Origin of the sequence: Streptomyces sp. Alt3 (assembly GCF_030719215.1) — a bacterium.
GTDB lineage: Bacteria > Actinomycetota > Actinomycetes > Streptomycetales > Streptomycetaceae > Streptomyces > Streptomyces glycanivorans.
Genome location: NZ_CP120983.1, coordinates 6233205 through 6250109 on the forward strand (window position 1 = coordinate 6233205; position 16905 = coordinate 6250109).

Annotated in this window: 16 protein-coding genes; 14 read left to right on the forward strand and 2 right to left on the reverse strand. The window is 74.1% G+C overall.

Annotated features, from left to right (window positions below; translation table 11 throughout):
• Positions 1-7: 7 nt before the first annotated feature.
• Entirely contained in the window at positions 8-781 is a 774-nt protein-coding gene (locus P8A20_RS27510; RefSeq protein ID WP_306104410.1) for an alpha/beta fold hydrolase, read from the reverse strand.
• A gap of 160 nt (positions 782-941) precedes the next feature.
• Here P8A20_RS27510 and P8A20_RS27515 point away from each other — a divergent pair, with 160 nt between their 5' ends.
• The 3 genes from P8A20_RS27515 (at position 942) to P8A20_RS27525 (ending at position 7151) form a co-directional block, all read left to right on the forward strand.
• Positions 942-3743, forward strand: a complete 2802-nt coding sequence (locus P8A20_RS27515) for a helix-turn-helix transcriptional regulator (RefSeq protein WP_371934415.1) — start codon at positions 942-944, stop codon at positions 3741-3743.
• Between the two features lie 127 nt (positions 3744-3870).
• Positions 3871-5223 carry a PucR family transcriptional regulator gene (locus P8A20_RS27520; protein ID WP_306104411.1) on the forward strand — a complete coding sequence of 451 codons (1353 nt, stop codon included), beginning with the start codon at positions 3871-3873 and terminating at the stop codon, positions 5221-5223.
• Between the two features lie 323 nt (positions 5224-5546).
• Positions 5547-7151, forward strand: coding sequence for a sodium/solute symporter (locus tag P8A20_RS27525; RefSeq protein WP_306104412.1), 1605 nt, complete (start codon positions 5547-5549; stop codon positions 7149-7151).
• Positions 7152-7196: 45 nt separating this feature from the next.
• Here the strand turns inward: P8A20_RS27525 and P8A20_RS27530 are convergent, their stop codons facing one another.
• Positions 7197-7829: a TIGR03085 family metal-binding protein gene (locus P8A20_RS27530; protein WP_147962949.1), complete on the reverse strand. Its 633-nt coding sequence runs from the start codon at positions 7827-7829 to the stop codon at positions 7197-7199.
• Positions 7830-7913: 84 nt separating this feature from the next.
• Between P8A20_RS27530 and hisI the strand changes: the two genes are divergently transcribed.
• The 11 genes from hisI (at position 7914) to lgt (ending at position 16880) form a co-directional block, all read left to right on the forward strand.
• Positions 7914-8294 (forward strand): phosphoribosyl-AMP cyclohydrolase, encoded by a 381-nt coding sequence (gene hisI, locus P8A20_RS27535; protein WP_147962948.1) that lies wholly within the window; start codon positions 7914-7916, stop codon positions 8292-8294.
• Positions 8295-8305: 11 nt separating this feature from the next.
• Positions 8306-9799, forward strand: coding sequence for an anthranilate synthase component I (locus tag P8A20_RS27540; protein WP_147962947.1), 1494 nt, complete (start codon positions 8306-8308; stop codon positions 9797-9799).
• 14 nt (positions 9800-9813) lie between these two features.
• Positions 9814-10467, forward strand: a complete 654-nt coding sequence (locus P8A20_RS27545) for a TIGR02234 family membrane protein (RefSeq protein WP_306104413.1) — start codon at positions 9814-9816, stop codon at positions 10465-10467.
• 94 nt (positions 10468-10561) lie between these two features.
• On the forward strand, positions 10562-10813 hold the full coding sequence (locus P8A20_RS27550; protein ID WP_147962946.1) for an HGxxPAAW family protein: 252 nt from the start codon (positions 10562-10564) through the stop codon (positions 10811-10813).
• Between the two features lie 138 nt (positions 10814-10951).
• The gene (locus P8A20_RS27555; RefSeq protein ID WP_306104414.1) at positions 10952-11446 is read left to right on the forward strand and encodes a DUF2752 domain-containing protein; all 495 of its coding nucleotides are present in this window, start codon (positions 10952-10954) and stop codon (positions 11444-11446) included.
• A gap of 113 nt (positions 11447-11559) precedes the next feature.
• Positions 11560-12369, forward strand: a complete 810-nt coding sequence (gene trpC / locus P8A20_RS27560) for an indole-3-glycerol phosphate synthase TrpC (RefSeq protein ID WP_147962944.1) — start codon at positions 11560-11562, stop codon at positions 12367-12369.
• A gap of 182 nt (positions 12370-12551) precedes the next feature.
• Positions 12552-12638 (forward strand): tryptophan biosynthesis modulator TrpM, encoded by an 87-nt coding sequence (gene trpM, locus P8A20_RS38770; protein WP_368077767.1) that lies wholly within the window; start codon positions 12552-12554, stop codon positions 12636-12638.
• Between the two features lie 136 nt (positions 12639-12774).
• Complete coding sequence (gene trpB / locus P8A20_RS27565) at positions 12775-14055, forward strand: tryptophan synthase subunit beta (protein ID WP_147962942.1); 1281 nt, start codon at positions 12775-12777, stop codon at positions 14053-14055.
• A complete protein-coding gene (trpA, locus tag P8A20_RS27570; RefSeq protein WP_147962941.1) occupies positions 14052-14864 on the forward strand; it encodes a tryptophan synthase subunit alpha in 813 nt (270 codons plus the stop codon). The genes trpB and trpA overlap by 4 nt, the downstream gene beginning before the upstream one ends.
• Positions 14865-14939: 75 nt before the next feature.
• A complete protein-coding gene (locus P8A20_RS27575; protein WP_147962940.1) occupies positions 14940-15764 on the forward strand; it encodes a DsbA family protein in 825 nt (274 codons plus the stop codon).
• Positions 15765-15869: 105 nt separating this feature from the next.
• Positions 15870-16880 carry a prolipoprotein diacylglyceryl transferase gene (gene lgt, locus P8A20_RS27580; RefSeq protein WP_147962939.1) on the forward strand — a complete coding sequence of 337 codons (1011 nt, stop codon included), beginning with the start codon at positions 15870-15872 and terminating at the stop codon, positions 16878-16880.
• Positions 16881-16905: the final 25 nt, after the last annotated feature.

The window sequence follows — 16905 nt, forward strand, 5'->3', positions numbered from 1 at the left end:
GCGGGCGTCAGGTCCGGGCGAGGAACGAGACGATGGCCTCGGCGAACCCGGGGTCGCGCACCGCCGTCAGATGATCGCCCGGCAGCACGGTCAGCTCCGCCCCCGCGATCGCCGAGGCCAGCACCTCGGGCCGGGTCGCCAGGGGGTCGCCCGCACCGGCGAGAACGAGCGTCGGGACCGTGATCCGGTCCAGCGGCAGCGCGTCCCGGTGCACGGCCCGTATCTGCGCGGCCAGCGCCAGCCGGTCGCCGCCCGCCGTGTCGGCCAGGATCCGGAAGGCCCTGGTCCGCTCGGGTGCGTCCGCCGCGTCCTCGGCGGTGAGCGCCGCCGAGACCAGCTCGGGAGGCATCACCCTGGTGTCCAGGCCCCCCACCTCGACCGCGCCCGCACCGATCCCCCCGGCCACCAGACGGCTGATCCGGCTGTCCTGCGCCGCGGCCAGCACGGCCACCACGGCGCCCATGGAGTACCCGGCCACGTGCACCTCGTCCGAGCCGATCCGGTCGATGAGCAGACGCACGTCACGGGCCATCAGCGACTCGCCGTAGTGCGTGTCGTCATGGGGCCGGTCCGACGCGCCGTGGCCGCGCGCGTCCAGGGCGTACACCCGGCGCCCCCGCGCCACGAGCGCCTCGACGACGCCCGGGCCCTCCCAGTTCAGCCGAGCGTGCGCGGCGAAACCGTGCAGCAGCACCACGGGCGGCAGGGCGCCGTCCGGGTCCCGGGACCAGGACCAGCAGCGCAGGGTCAAACCGTCGTGTGTACGCAATTCATCAGTCATGCACCGACGTTACGGGCGCCCGCAGCGGAACGGGCCGGGACTGTGCCCCGGCACAGCGCGTACGACGTTCCGTTGGGAGCCCGCACCGCTCCGCGCCGACCGGGAACGGGGAGCGGACGCGAGCCTTCCGACGCTGTTTACGCGGAAGTAACGTGAAAGTGTGACCCCAACGACGACCGTGCACAGTCCGCTCCGGCTGTACGGCCGCAGCGGTGAACTGGCCATCCTGGAAACCCTGTTGGGACGGCTGCGGGCAGGTGACGGCGGAGCCCTCGTGGTGACCGCGCCGCCCGGCCTCGGCCGTACCGCCCTGCTGCGGCAGGCCGCCGCCCACTACCTCGGAGGACACGGCGGCCCCGTGCTGTACGCCTCCGCCGCCTCCACCGAACAGCGACTTCCCTACAGCGGGCTCCACGCCCTGCTCTGTTCCGCCCCCGGCCCGCTGCCCCTCGTACCCGACACGATCCTGCGCTCCGGGATGACCCCCGGCGCCCTGCTCGGGCTCCTGCGCGCCCTGGGGGCCGAACAGCCCCTGCTGGTCTGCGTGGACGACGCCCATGTCTGGGACCCCGACTCCCGGGCCGCACTCGGCTTCGCCGCCCGCAGACTCGGCGCGGGCAGCCGCGTCGCGGTGGTGATCGGCGCGGCCGACGAGACCGCCTTCGCCGGGCTGCCCGCCCTGCGCCTCGGCCCGCTGGACGACGACGCGGCGACCGCGCTCCTGGACCGGCTCACCGGCGGCACGGCCGACGTCGACCCCGTCGTACGCGGTGAACTCCTGCGCGAAGCGGCCGGGAACCCGCGCCTGCTGGCCGGACTGGCAGGGCGGCTCACCCCGGGCCAGCTGGCCGGACGGACCGCACTGCCGTACCCGCTGCCCGGAGGCGAGAGCGTCCTCGACGCCCACGCCGCGCATCTGGACGGGCTGTCCCCCGACACCCACACCCTGCTCCTGCTGGCCGCCGCCGCGGAGGAGCACGAACCGGACGGGGCGGGCTCCGACGCGGCCCTGCTGCTGCGGGCGGGAGCCCGCGCCGGACTCACCACATCGCACCTCGACCGGGTGCTCTTCGCACCGGCCGGCAGCGCCGGGGCGCTCCAGCGCGCGGGGAGCCGGGTCCACTTCAGCCACCCGCTGCTGCGCCGGGCGATCCTGCACCGGGCACCCCCCGGCCGCCGCCGCGCCGTGCACGAGCTGCTCGCCGGGCTGCTCGGCGGCCCCGGCCCCGCGCCGCTGCCCGCACTCGTCCAGAGGGCCTGCGCCGCCACCGGGCCGGACGCCGACCTCGCCGAGCAGCTGGAGGAGGCGGCCGCCGCCCCGCGCCCGCACGGCGAGCGCTCGGCCGCGCTGGCCCGGGCCGCCGCGCTCTCCACCGACGACACCCTGCGCGCCGCCCGGTTCACCGCCGCCGCCGAACAGGCAAGGCTGGCCGGCGACACCGGCCGGGCCCGCGCCATGCTGGCCCGCGTCGGCCCCCACCTCGCCGGAGGCGCCGCCCCCTACGTGCGCGGCATGCTCGCGCTCCGGGACGGACCGGCCGCCGACGCCCGCGAGGCGCTCCTGACCGCGGCGGAACTGCTGGCCCCGCACGACCCGCGCCGCACCCTGGACGCCCTGTTCGGCGCCGCGGAGGCGGCCTGGGACATGGGGGACGCCATCGCGTACCTGGACGCCATGAACCGCATCCCCGTCGCCGCGGCCGACCGGCCCATGGCCCAGTACCGCGCAGGCATGTGCGCCGTGCTCGCCGGGCACCCCGACCGGGGCCACGCCCTCCTGCGGTGCTGTCTCGACTCCGCCGACCGCGCCGAGGACGCGGGCGAGCTCCTGCGGGCCGGCGCCTGTGCCCTGGTCCTCGGGGAGGTCGACGCCGCCTGCCGGGCCGGGGCGCGCGCCCTGGCCGTCGTACGCACCCGGGGGCCGGAGGCCCTCCTGCCGCACGCCCTGGAGCAGCTCGCGTACGCCGAACTGCGCTCGGGCCAGCACGCCAGGGCCCGCGCCCACGCGCTGGAAGGACTGCACGCGGCCCGCCGTACCGGCCAGCGGAACTCCGCCACACATCTGCACGCGGTGCTCGCCCTCGCCGCCTCGGTGGAAGGGCCGGCCGAGGCGTGCGCGGCGCACGCGGACGCGGCGCTGGCCGGGGCGGGGCCGCACGGCCTGGCGCAGGCGGCCATGCTCGCCACCTGGGCGGTCGCCCGGGCCGACCTGGCGGCAGGCCGGCCCGGTGAGGCCGCGGCCCGGCTCGGCCCGCTGGTCAGGCCGGGGCCGGGGACGGGACACTTCGCCACCCGGATGCTCGCCGTGCCCTGCTACGTCGAGGCCATGGTGCTCTCCGGGCGCGCCCATGAGGGAGCCGGTGAACTCGCCGTCGCAGTAGAGGAGTTCGCCCTGTGGACCGCACGGACGACCGACCCCCAGGTCCCCGCCCAGCTGGCCCGCTGCCGCGCCCTGCTCGCGCCCGGCGAGGAGGCCGCCGCCCGGTACGAGGAGGCGCTCGCCCACCACGACCGTGCGGGCGGCGACTTCGAACGCGCCCGCACCCGGCTGCTCCAGGGGCAGCTGCTGCGCCGGCTGCGCCGTACCCGCGAGGCCCGCGGTCCGTTGCGTGACGCGCTGGTCGCCTTCGAACGCTGCTCCGCCCGGGCCTGGGCCGCGCGGGCCGGAGGGGAGCTGAGGGCCGCCGGTGAGGCGGTGGACGCGCCGGACAGGAGCGCCCCGGGCCCGCTGGCGGGACTGACCCCGCAGCAGCAGCGGATCGCCCGATGCGTCGCCGAGGGCGCCACCAACCGTGAGGTGGCGGTGCGGCTCTCGGTGAGCCCGCGCACCGTCGACCACCACCTCCGCAACGTCTTCGCCGCCCTCGGCGTCCGGTCCCGGACCGAGCTCGCACGGCTGCTGGACCGCGTGGGCGGGGCGAGGTTGCAGGACCGTGATGAGAAGAACCGCGCAGACCTCTAGGTACCGACCGGGCGGTATGCCATTCTGCGGTCGTCAGGATCAATCGGTGTGCGCCTGCCCAATGCCGGGCCGGGCGCACACCGGGGCCGGCCCTACCGCAGCCGGCCGATTCCCGGTGGAGGCCGCCATGCCGCAGGTCGTACGTTCACGGATCAGGGCGCTGCACGGACCGCCCTCCGTCACCCCGTTGCCGCACCGCGCACGCTCGCTGGCCGACCGCGAGGCCGTCGCCGTGCTCCACCGGGCGGCCAGGGTGCTCCTGGAGGCGCTGCCGGAACTCACGGACCGGCTGGTCGAGGCGCTGCGCGAGCAGGAGCCCGCCTACCGCGCCGCGATGGAGGCCGAGCCCACCGAGATCTGGCAGGAGGTCCACCACTCGCTGCGGCACAACGTCGCCTCCCTGATCCAGCCCAGGGAATTCCGCGAGGCGGCCCACCGCACCTCCCGGTGGATCGGCGAGAACCGGGCCGAGCAGGGCGTGCCGCTCGACGCGGTCATGCACGCCTTCCGGATGGGCGGGGCCATGGTCTGGCAGGACCTCGTCGACGACACGGCCCGGCGCCACCCCGAGGACACCCGGCTGCTGGTCCATGTGGCCGCCGACGTCTGGAACTTCGTCGACGAACACTGCGCCGTGGTCGCGGAGGCGTACCGGCAGGCCGAACGGCGGCTCTCCTGGCGCCGCGAGAACCAGCAGCGCCTGATGACGGCGGCCCTGCTGGACGGAACCGCCCGGATCGCGGACCTGCCGGACGCCGCGGCGATGCTGGAGGTCCCGGTGCACGGGCGGTACGCGGTACTCGCGGTCGCCGGCGCCCGCCGCGCCCCGCACGGCACCGGGCGCCCGCCGCTGAGCCTGGCCGGAGGGACTCCCGCGCTCTGGTACACGGCGGGGGACGTGGACCTGGCGATCCTGCCCCTGGGGACGGCTCCGGCCTCGGCGGACGCGGAACCGCCTCGCGACGGCGACCCGGAAGGCCCCCCGGGCCCCGGCGCCACCGTGGACTCCGACGGCGAACTCGCCTCGCTCGCGGCCGGCCTGACGATGCCCCCGGGAACCCGCGTAGGGGTCAGCTCCGTCGTCGACGGACTCGCCTCCGTCGGTGACGCCCGGCGTCTCGCGGAGACGGCGCTGCGGGCCTGCCCCGCGTCCGGCGGCACCGTCCTGCTCGACGAGCACCTGCCCACCGCGCTCGTCGTGTCCTCGCCCGGTCTCGGAACCGCGCTCGCCGACCGGGTCCTCGGGCCGCTGGACCGGCTCGACCCCGCCGACCGTGACGTGCTCATAGAGACCCTGACCGCCTGGCTCGACTCGGACGGCTCGGCGCAGCGGGCGGGGGCGAAGCTCTACTGCCACCGCAACACCGTGCTGAACCGGCTGCGAAGGTTCGAGCAGCTGACGGGACGCTGCCTGACACGGCCGTCGGACGCGGTCGAGGTGTCCCTGGCCCTGGCGGCGCGACGCCTGCTGGCGGGCTGAGGCGCCCCGCGCCTCCCGGGGGCCCCGGGAGGTCGGCCGGCCGCGGTCGGCCGCCCATGCCGGGCCGGGCCCCGCAGGGGCTCGCGGACCGGCCCGACCCACGCCCTCCCAGATCCCCTTGAGGCCCCCTCAGGTCTCCTGGAGCGGGGAGGGTCGACCCCCGGCCGCCCGCCCCGTTGTGCCGACGCACAGTCCTGCGCCGGGCGGGCTGTACCGGCGCCGCGCCCCGCGCCCGCCCCCTGTGCCACCCGCGCCCCGGCTGCTGCCATGGCGCGCATGTCTTCAGCTGCCCCTTGCGGAGCCGTGCCGGCGGAGCGAACCCGGTGAGCGGCGCGATCGACGCCCGGTCCCTGGCCGTGGTCATCTTCCTCGGCTTCGTCGCCGTGTCCCTGCTGCTGTGCGGACTCGCCGCCGCCGACCAGGACGACCCCGAGCACTTCTACGCGGGCGGCGCGTCCCTCGGCCCCGTCGGAGCCGGACTGGCCATCGCCGGGGACTACGTCTCCGCCGCCACACTGCTCTCCACCACCGGATCCGTCGCGCTCGCCGGGTTCGACGGCCTGCTGTTCGCCCTGGCGACGGTCGCCTCACTGGCCCTGGTGATGCGCCTGTTCGCCGAACGCCTGCGCCGCAAGGGCGTGTTCACCCTGGGCGACTTCCTCGCCGACCGGCTCGGCGACGGGGACGTGCGCCGCGCGCTCGGCGTGGCCACCCTCGTCGTGCTTGCCCCGCTGCTGCTCGTCCAGCTCACCACCGCCGGGCGCGTCATGACCTCCATGTTCGGACTTCCCGACGGCGCGCTCACCGGCTGCACCGTGGCCAGCGGCGCGCTGATGGTCTGTTACTCGGCGTTCGGCGGCATGCGCGGCACCGGCTACATCCAGATCCTCAAGGTGGCCGTCGTCCTGGGAGCGGTCACCCTGCTCGCCGGACTCGTCCTCGCACGCTTCGACTGGTCCCCGTTCGCGCTCTTCGACGCCGCCCGGGCCGGCAGCAAGGCGGGAGGCGACTACGCGCGCCCCGGGCTGCAGTTCGGCCACGGGCCCGCCGGCACGCTCGACCTCATCGGCTTCCAGGCCACCCTCCTGCTGGGCGCCGCCTGCATGCCGCACATCATGATGCGGCTCCATCCCATCCGCGACGCCCGGACCGCCCGCCGGGCCGGTATCTGGGCCGTGGGCCCCGTCGCCCTGCTGTGCGCCGGCATCGTCGTCGTCGGACTCGGCGCCGCCGCGCTGGTGGGCCGGGACCTGCTGCACGCCGCCGACCCGGCGGGCGGCACCTCCCTGCTGATGGTGACCAGCGCCCTCGACCCAGGTGCGGCGGGGCCGCGGGACAGCCCCCTGTTCGCACTCGTGGCGTGCGCCGCGTTCGCCACCACCCTGGCCGCGGTCGCCGGTATCACCCTGGCCGCGGCCTCGTCCCTGGCCCGCGACTTCACCGTGACGTCGGGAGCCCAGGGCGAGGGCAAGGCCTCCTTCAGGGAGATCAGGCGGGCCCGCCTGGCCGTCGTCGGGATCGGGGCGCTCGCCGTGCTGCTCTCGGCGTACACCCACGACCGCAACCCGCAGGTCCTGCTCTCCCTGTCGTTCGCGGCGGCGGCCTCGGTCCTGCCGCCCGTCCTGCTGTACGCCCTGTTCCGGCCGGGCTTCGACGCCCGCGGCGTGCGGTGGACCGTGTACGGGACGCTCCCGCTGATCGGCGTCCTGATGATCCTGTCACCGGCGTTCTCCGGCACCCCCGTCGCGCTCTTCCCGGAGTGGGACTTCGACGTCTTCCCGCTCCAGACCCCGGGCCTCGTCACGATCCCGGCGGGATTCCTCCTGGGGCTGCTGGGGTCGCGGCGGAGACCCGGACCCGCCGACCCCGGCGAGCGCCACCGCCACCGCGCCCGCTGGACGCCCGTCCGCGCACGGAGCAGCGCCTGAACGGCAGGCAGGCAGGTCAGGGACGCGGGGGCGGGGCCGCCCTGCTCACAGGCCCAGCTCGGCCGTGTGCAGCCGGGCCAGCGCGTCCTTGTCGCCCTCCAGCTCCACCCGGGCCGCGTCCTGCCGGCCCGCCGCGAACAGCAGCAGCTCACCGGGCTCCCCGGTGACCGTCACCACCGGAGCCCCCTTGTGGGCCACCGCCGTCTGGCCGTCCGGGCGCCGCAGCACCAGACCCACCGGCGACCGGCGGCCCATCATCCGGGCCGTCTTCTCCGTGCGCGACCACAGCACATCGGCGAACACCGGATCCAGGTCCCGCTGCGACCAGTCGGGCTGCGCCCGCCGCACGTCCTCCGCGTGGATGTAGAACTCGACCGTGTTGGCCGCCTCGTCCAGCTGCTTCAGACCGAAGGGCGACATCCTCGGGGGACCCGTACGGATGAGCTGGATCAGCTCCTCGTACGGTTTGGCGGCGAATTCCGCCTGCACCCGCTCCAGCCGGTTCTTCAGCACACCCAGCAGGATCCCTCCCGCGGCGTCCGCACGACGTTCACGCACCACGACGTGGGCGGCCAGATCACGGGTCTTCCAGCCGTTGCACAGAGTCCGGGCCTCGGGACCCGCCGCTTCCAACAGGTCGGCGAGCAGAAGACGTTCACGCTTCGCATGGGTCGACATGCCCGCCAGCGTACGGCCGCCGCCCGCCGTCCGCCCAGTGGACGCACGACCGGGGAGCCGGGCCCGGCGCGGCACAATGGGCGCATGACCAGCACGCCCGGCCCCACGCCCGCCAGTAATCTCGACCCGGCCGTCGCCGCTCGCATCAAGCGCGGCCCCGACGGGCTGTTCCCGGCCATCGCCCAGCAGTACGACACGGGCGAGGTGCTCATGCTCGGCTGGATGGACGACGAGGCGCTGCACCGCACCCTCACCACGGGCCGCTGCACCTACTGGTCCCGCAGCCGCCAGGAGTACTGGGTCAAGGGCGACACCTCCGGGCACACCCAGCAGGTCAGGTCGGTCGCGCTGGACTGCGACGCCGACACCGTCCTGGTGAAGGTCGACCAGACGGGCGCCGCCTGCCACACCGGCGCCCGCACCTGCTTCGACAGGGACGTCCTTCCGCTCACCGCGCCCCGATAGGGTCAGCCGCCATGGACCTCGACACCTTTCGCAAGCTCGCCGTCGACCGTCGTGTCATCCCCGTCAGCCGCCGGCTCCTCGCGGACGGCGACACCCCGGTCGGGCTCTACCGCAAGCTCGCGGCCGAACGCCCCGGCACGTTCCTCCTCGAATCCGCGGAGAACGGCCGCACCTGGTCCCGCTACTCCTTCGTCGGGGTGCGCAGCTCCGCCACCCTGACGGCCCTCGACGGCGAGGCCCACTGGCTCGGCACCCCGCCCGTCGGCGTACCCGTCGACGGTGACCCGCTGCACGCACTGCGGGCCACCGTCGAGACCCTGCACACCCCCCGCGACCTGGTCGGCGACGAGGGCCTGCCGCCCTTCACCGGCGGGATGGTCGGCTACCTCGGCTACGACGTCGTACGCCGGCTGGAGCGGATCACCGAGCACGGCGGCGACGATCTGAAGCTCCCCGAGCTGACGATGCTGCTCACCTCGGACCTCGCCGTGCTCGACCACGGCACCGGCACGGTCCTGCTGATCGCCAACGCGATCAACCACAACGACCTGGACACCGGTGTCGACGAGGCGTACGCGGACGCGCTCGCCCGGCTCGACGCCATGGAACGCGACCTGTCCCGCCCGGTGGAGAACGCCCCCGCAGCCCTGCCGCCCTCCGAGCTCCCGCCCTACACGGCACTGTGGGGCGGCCAGGCCTTCATGGACGCCGTCGAGGACGTCAAGGAGCGCATCAGGGCCGGTGAGGCCTTCCAGGTCGTCCCCTCCCAGCGCTTCGAGACGCCCTGCACGGCCTCGGCGCTGGACGTCTACCGGGTGCTGCGCGCCACCAACCCGTCGCCCTACATGTACCTCTTCCGCTTCGACGGCTTCGACGTCGTCGGCTCCAGCCCCGAGGCGCTCGTCAAGGTCGAGGACGGCCGGGCGATGGTCCACCCGATCGCCGGGACCAGGCACCGCGGCGCCACACCGCAGGAGGACCAGGCGCTCGCCGACGAACTCCTCGCCGACCCGAAGGAACGCGCCGAGCACCTGATGCTCGTCGACCTCGGCCGCAACGACCTGGGGCGGGTCTGCGCCCCCGGCAGCGTCGAGGTCGCCGACTTCATGTCCGTGGAGCGGTACTCGCACGTGATGCACATCGTCTCCACCGTCACCGGACGCGTGGCCGAGGGCCGCACCGCGTTCGACGTGCTCACCGCGTGCTTCCCCGCGGGCACCCTCTCCGGCGCGCCGAAGCCCCGCGCCCTGCAGATCATCGAGGAGCTGGAACCCAGCCGCCGGGGCCTGTACGGCGGCTGCGTCGGCTACCTCGACTTCGCCGGGGACTCCGACACCGCCATCGCCATCCGGACGGCCCTGCTCCGCGACGGAACGGCGTACGTGCAGGCCGGTGCGGGCATCGTCGCCGACTCCGACCCCGTGGCCGAGGACACGGAGTGCCGCAACAAGGCCGCGGCGGTCCTGCGGGCCGTGCATACGGCGAACCGGCTCGGGGCCGGCTGAACCGGTAGGGGATAGTGGGGTACGTGAGTGCTGTTTCCGTACCCCAGCCCCGTGCCGCTTCCGCGCCCGACAGCGCGGGAAGCCGCCGAAGCCTGGGCGCCGGCCTGCTCCTCGGCGCGGCCGGCGCCACCGTAGTCCTCCTCGCGTCGGGCCAGACCTGGGCCGAGGGCAAGGCAGCCGTCGGCGGCGGCGTCCTGCCCCTCAGCGCCGACGGCCAGGACGTCACCGGCCTCCCGGCGGCCCTTGCCGTCGTCGGCCTGGCCGCCCTCGTCGCCGTCTTCGCCGTCCGCAGGAGCAGCCGGCTGATCGTCGCGGGCCTGCTGGCCCTCAGCGGCCTCGGCGCCGGGCTCAGCGCCTTCGCCGGAGCCTCCGACCGGGCCGCCCTGGACGAGCAGGCCGCGCAGACCACGGGCAACACCTCGGCCACCGTCCAGGCCCTCAGCCACACCGCGTGGCCCTACATCACCGCGGCGGGAGGGCTCCTGATCCTGCTCGCCGGCCTGCTCGCCCTTCGCTACGGCAGCCGCTGGCCCGCCATGTCCGGGCGGTACGAACGCGACGGCACCCCCCGCCCCCGCAAGGCCGCCCGCACCGCCCCGGACCCCGACCGGCCCGAGGAACTGTGGAAGGCCCTCGACCGCGGCGAGGACCCGACGCGCGAGGCATGACCCCCAGCCTCGTGCCCACCCGCACGTGCGGGACAATGGGACCGGGCTTTCCCAGCAGCGATACCTTCAGCGCAACATCACCTAGGAGCAACTCATGGCGGGCAGCAGCCACGGACACACCCCGGCCGCCTGGACCGGTGTCATCATCTCCTTCATCGGCTTCTGCATCGCGGGCCTCTTCATGGTCGCGGCGAACACCCTCGGCTTCTGGGCCGGCGTCGTCGTCGCCATCCTCGGCGGGGTCGTCGGTCTCGCCATGAAGATGGCCGGGCTCGGCATGCCGAAGGAGTCCGAGGAGATGGCGGCCGCCAGGGCCCGAGCCTCCCAGGCCCAGATCACGGCCTGAACGGATCACGGGCCTGAACGGATCACGGCCCGGACCGACCGCCAGGGACCACCCCGCGGGGACCCGGCCCCAGGACACGACGCGAGGCGCAGCCCGGACCGGGCTGCGCCTCTCCGCGTGAGCGTGGACAATCGGCGCGTGGACGCATCGGCCTCATCCTCGCCCTCTCCCGGACCCGCCGCCCCCGGCCCGGTCCCCGAAGCCGCCCCCGGCCCTCCGCGGGCCCCCGCCCCGGCCTCCCGGCTCCGCCGGCTCGCCATCCCCGCCGGGGTCCTGGCCGCCGTCGTGGGCGCCTTCGGCTACGTCGCCGCGGTCGACCCCAACGAGCCCGGGCACTACCCCGTCTGCCCCATGCTCCGCTTCACCGGCGTGTTCTGCCCCGGATGCGGCGGGCTCCGCAGCGCCCACGCCTTCGCCCACGGAGACCTCACCGCCGCCCTCGGGGCCAACGCCCTCGCCGTGGCCGGCTACGTGGTCTTCGCCGCGGTCTGGATGCTCTGGGCGGTCCGCGCGAGCAGGGGCCGCCCCCTGCGCATCGGTCTCGCCCCCGGATACTGGTGGGGCATCGGCGCCGTGCTGCTGGTGTTCTCCGTGGTCAGGAACCTGCCCTTCGGCTCGGCGCTGGCGCCCTGAGTGACCAGGTAATGGGACGCGGGGCCGCCGGATGCGGGCCCTGAGCCCTCCTGCGGATACCATCGAGATGGCTGATCCTGTACTTGTCACCGCTTCGGAAGGGGGCCGCTCGCGTGAGTGTGCTCGACGAGATCATCGACGGCGTTCGCGCCGACCTCGCGGAGCGGCAGGCGCGCGTCAGCCTCGACGAGCTCAAGGAACGCGCCGCGCGCGCTCCCCAGGCCAAGGACGGAGTCGCCGCCCTGCGCGGCGAGGGTGTGACCGTCATCTGCGAGGTCAAGCGCTCCAGCCCCTCCAAGGGAGCCCTGGCCGCCATCGCCGACCCGGCCGCGCTCGCCGCGGACTACGAGGCCGGCGGGGCGTCCGTCATCTCGGTCCTCACCGAGGAGCGCCGCTTCGGCGGTTCGCTCGCCGACCTGGAAGCCGTCCGCGCCAAGGTCGACATCCCGATCCTGCGCAAGGACTTCATCGTCACCTCGTACCAGCTGTGGGAGGCACGCGCCTACGGCGCCGACCTCGCCCTGCTGATCGTCGCCGCCCTCGACCAGGAGGCACTGGTCTCCCTGATCGAGCGCGCCGAGTCCATCGGCCTGACGCCGATCGTCGAGGCGCACGACGAGGAGGAGGCGGAGCGCGCCGTGGACGCCGGGGCCAAGATCATCGGTGTCAACGCACGCAACCTCAAGGACCTCAAGGTCGACCGTTCCACCTTCGAACGCGTCGCCCCGGAGATCCCCGACCACATCGTCAAGGTCGCCGAGTCCGGCGTCCGCGGCCCGCACGACCTCATCGCCTACGCCAACGCCGGCGCGGACGCGGTGCTCGTCGGCGAGTCCCTGGTCACCGGCCGCGACCCCCGGGCAGCCGTCGCCGACCTGGTCGCCGCCGGTGCCCACCCCGCGCTCCGGCACGGACGGGGCTGACCTCACCCGTGTCCGCCGCCCGCATCCCGCAGGGCCTGCCGCGCCCTGTCGGGGCGAGCGCCCGGGACCCGTACGCGCCGTCGGCACGCGGCTGCCACGCACCCGTCTCCCTCCGCCACCCTCAGCCGAGGCGCTGCGCTCCGCCCGTCTGGCACCGCGGCTGCCGCGCCCCGGCCCGGCGCGTGCACGGCAGGCGCGTGCGGTACGTGATCGGCGACGAGCCCGGACAGGTCAACGGCATGCGATGGCGCACGGGGTCCGCGCCGTAGCGAGCCCCGGCCGTCGCCCCCCCGCCGTACAGGGGGATCCGCATGCCCCACCGCACCGACCGTCCACCGGCCGGTGCGGCGCTTCGCCCATGGCGCACACGTGACATCACCCGTTGCGATTCGAGGAGCACGTCGCATGTCGTCCGACTTCTTCATCCCGGACCCCGAGGGTCTGATCCCCAGCGCCGAGGGCTATTTCGGCGCGTTCGGTGGCAAGTTCATCCCGGAGGCGCTGGTCGCCGCCGTGGACGAGGTCGCCGTCGAGTACGACAAGGCCAAGGCGGACCCGGCCTTCGCCGCCGAGCTCAACGCGCTCATGGTTGACTACACCGGCCGGCCCAGCGCGCTGACCGAGGTCGCCCGCTTCGCCGAGCACGCCGGGGGCGCCCGCGTCTTCCTCAAGCGCGAGGACCTCAACCACACCGGCTCGCACAAGATCAACAACGTGCTCGGCCAGGCCCTGCTCACCAGGCGGATGGGCAAGACCCGCATCATCGCCGAGACCGGTGCCGGCCAGCACGGCGTCGCCACCGCGACCGCCTGCGCCCTCTTCGGGCTCGAATGCACCATCTACATGGGCGAGATCGACACCGAGCGGCAGGCGCTGAACGTGGCGCGGATGCGGATGCTCGGCGCCGAGGTCGTCGCGGTGAAGTCCGGCTCCCGGACCCTCAAGGACGCCATCAACGAGGCGTTCCGCGACTGGGTCGCCAACGTGGACCGCACCCACTACCTCTTCGGCACGGTCGCCGGACCGCACCCCTTCCCCGCGATGGTCCGCGACTTCCACCGGGTGATCGGCGTCGAGGCCCGCCGCCAGATCCTGGAGCGCGCGGGCCGGCTGCCGGACGCCGCGGTCGCCTGCGTGGGAGGCGGCTCCAACGCCATCGGCCTCTTCCACGCCTTCATCCCGGACGCGGACGTCCGGCTGATCGGCTGCGAACCCGCCGGACACGGTGTGGAGACCGGAGAGCACGCGGCGACCCTGACCGCGGGCGAGCCCGGGATCCTGCACGGCTCACGCTCCTACGTCCTCCAGGACGAGGAGGGCCAGATCACCGAGCCGTACTCCATCTCCGCCGGACTCGACTACCCGGGCATCGGCCCGGAGCACGCCTACCTCAAGGACGTCGGCCGGGGCGAGTACCGCGCGGTCACCGACGACGCCGCCATGCAGGCACTTCGCCTCCTCTCCCGCACCGAGGGCATCATCCCGGCCATCGAGAGCGCGCACGCGCTGGCCGGAGCCCTGGAGGTCGGACGCGAGCTCGGAGAGGACGGTCTGATCCTGATCAACCTGTCCGGCCGCGGTGACAAGGACATGGACACGGCAGCCCGGTACTTCGGCCTGTACGACGGCGCCGACGCGGTCGTCGAGGCCGACGTGGCCGACGGAGAGGAAGAGGTCACCAAGTGAGCGGCAACCGAGAGCTTCTCGAAGCGACGCTCGCCAAGGCGGCGTCCGAGGACCGGGCGGCGCTCATCGCCTACCTGCCCGGCGGATTCCCGACCGTCGACGGCGGCATCGCGGCGGTCAAGGCGGCCGTCGCGGGCGGCGCGGACGTCATCGAGGTCGGCCTTCCGCACAGCGACCCGGTGCTCGACGGGCCGGTCATCCAGACCGCCGACGACATCGCGCTGCGCGGCGGGGTCAAGATCGCCGACATCATGCGCACCGTCCGCGAGGCGCACGCGGCGACGGGCGCGCCGATCCTCGTCATGACGTACTGGAACCCGATCGACCGGTACGGCGTGGAGCGCTTCACCGCCGAGCTCGCCGAGGCCGGCGGCGCCGGGTGCATCCTGCCCGACCTGCCCGTCCAGGAGTCGGCCCTGTGGAGGGAACACGCGGAGAAGCACGGTCTCGCCACCGTCTTCGTCGTCGCCCCGAGCAGCAAGGACGCCCGCCTCGCCACCATCACGGCCGCCGGCTCCGGCTTCGTCTACGCCGCCTCGCTGATGGGCGTCACCGGCACCCGCGAATCGGTCGGCCAGCAGGCGCAGGACCTTGTGCGGCGCACCCGCGCCACCACCGACCTGCCCGTCTGCGTAGGCATCGGAGTCTCCACCGCCGAGCACGCCCGGCAGGTCGCGGGCTTCGCCGACGGCGTGATCGTCGGCTCTGCCTTCGTCAAGCGGATGCTGGACGCCCCCGACGAGGCGGCCGGGCTCGCCGCCGTCCGCGCGCTGGCGGGCGAACTGGCCGAAGGCGTTCGAAAGCGCTGACAGCACCCGTCATCCGTACGGGTGGACCTGGGACCGGGGAGGCGCTGACGTGCCTCCCCGGTTCGTTTGCGCGATGTGAGTGAGAAGAACCAAGACCGAAGCAGAGCCGCGCGCGACCGGCTCACCCAGCAGCGTGAACAGGACCGGGCGCGGGAGCGCCGCCGCCGCACGCTGATCGTCTCGACGGCCGTGGTGGGGGTGCTGGCGCTGGCCGCCGTGATCGGCGTGATCGCCGCCAACGCCGGGAAGGGCGACAAGGACAAGGAGGCCGGACCGGCCGTCACCCCGTCCGGGGCGATGGGGGAGGACGGACTCGCCCTCCAGGTCGGTGCCGACGACGCGCCGTCCACGCTCACGATCTGGGAGGACTTCCGCTGCCCGGTCTGCGCCCAGTTCGAGAACGCCTTCCGGGACACGATCACGGAGCTCGCCGACAGCGGGCAGCTCAAGGTGGAGTACCACCTGGCCACCATCATCGACGGCAACCTCGGCGGCAGCGGATCGCTGCGCGCGGCCAACGCGGCCGCCTGCGCCCAGGACGTCGGGAAGTTCGCCCCGTACCACGACATCCTGTACCGCAACCAGCCCGCGGAGACCGACGACGCCTTCGGCGACAACGGCAAGCTGATCGACCTGGCCGGCAAGGTGGACGGCCTGGACACCCCCGCCTTCCGCAGCTGCGTGGAGGACGGCACGCACGACAGCTGGGTCGAGAAGTCCAACAAGGCGTTCACCGAGGGCGGGTTCGAGGGCACACCGACCGCGCTGCTCAACGGCGACTCGATCTTCCCGAAGAAGGGGAACGAGCAGATCTCCGAGGCCAATCTCAAGAAGTGGGTCGCAGAGGCCAACAAGGGCAAGAAGCCGGGCACCGTGGGCGCCACGCCGTCGTCGTCATGAACCGCGCGAACCCTCCGGCGGGCCTCCGCCGGAGGGCCTCGTTACCCAGAAGTTGCCGGACGGCTTGCCGTACGTCCCGTCCGGCAGGGTAGCGTCGACCTCGTCATGAACCTTGCCTTCATTCCCAGCCCGTCGACCGGCGTGATCGAGCTCGGCCCGATCCCGCTCCGCGGCTACGCGTTCTGCATCATCATCGGTGTCTTCGTCGCCGTCTGGTTCGGCAACAAGCGCTGGGTCGCCAGGGGCGGCAAAGCCGGCACCGTCGCCGACATCGCCGTCTGGGCCGTGCCCTTCGGCCTGGTCGGCGGCAGGCTCTACCACGTCATCACCGACTACCAGCTGTACTTCAGCGACGGTGAGGACTGGGTGGACGCCTTCAAGATCTGGGAAGGCGGCCTCGGAATCTGGGGCGCGATCGCGCTCGGCGCGGTCGGCGCCTGGATCGGCTGCCGCCGGCGAGGCATCCCGCTCCCCGCCTGGGCGGACGCCCTGGCACCCGGAATCGCCTTCGCCCAGGCGATCGGCCGCTGGGGCAACTGGTTCAACCAGGAGCTGTACGGCAAGCCGACCGACCTCCCCTGGGCCCTGAAGATCAGCGAGGGCACGAACCGGGTCGCGGGCACCTACCACCCGACCTTCCTGTACGAGTCCCTGTGGTGCGTCGGAGTCGCCCTCCTGGTGATCTGGGCGGACCGCCGCTTCAAGCTCGGACACGGCCGCGCCTTCGCCCTGTACGTCGCCGCGTACTGCGCGGGCCGCGGGTGGATCGAGTACATGCGCGTCGACGAGGCGCACCACGTCCTGGGCCTCCGGCTCAACGTGTGGACCGCGATCATCGTCTTCGTGCTCGCCGTGACGTACATCGTGATCTCCGCGAAGGTGCGCCCCGGCCGCGAGGAGATCGTCGAGCCCGCCGCGGTGGACCCGGCCGAGGACGGCGGGGACACCGCCACGGACGCCTCGGCGAAGGACGAGGCCGACGCGCAGGCGAAGACCGACGAGGCCGACGCCCCGGCGAAGACCGGCGGGGACACCGACGCCCCGGAAAAGGACCCCGTCGCCGAGGAGCAGACCCCGGAGGCCGACGGGACCCCGCAGAAGGCCGACAAGAGCTGACACACTCCACATCGCCGTGACCGAC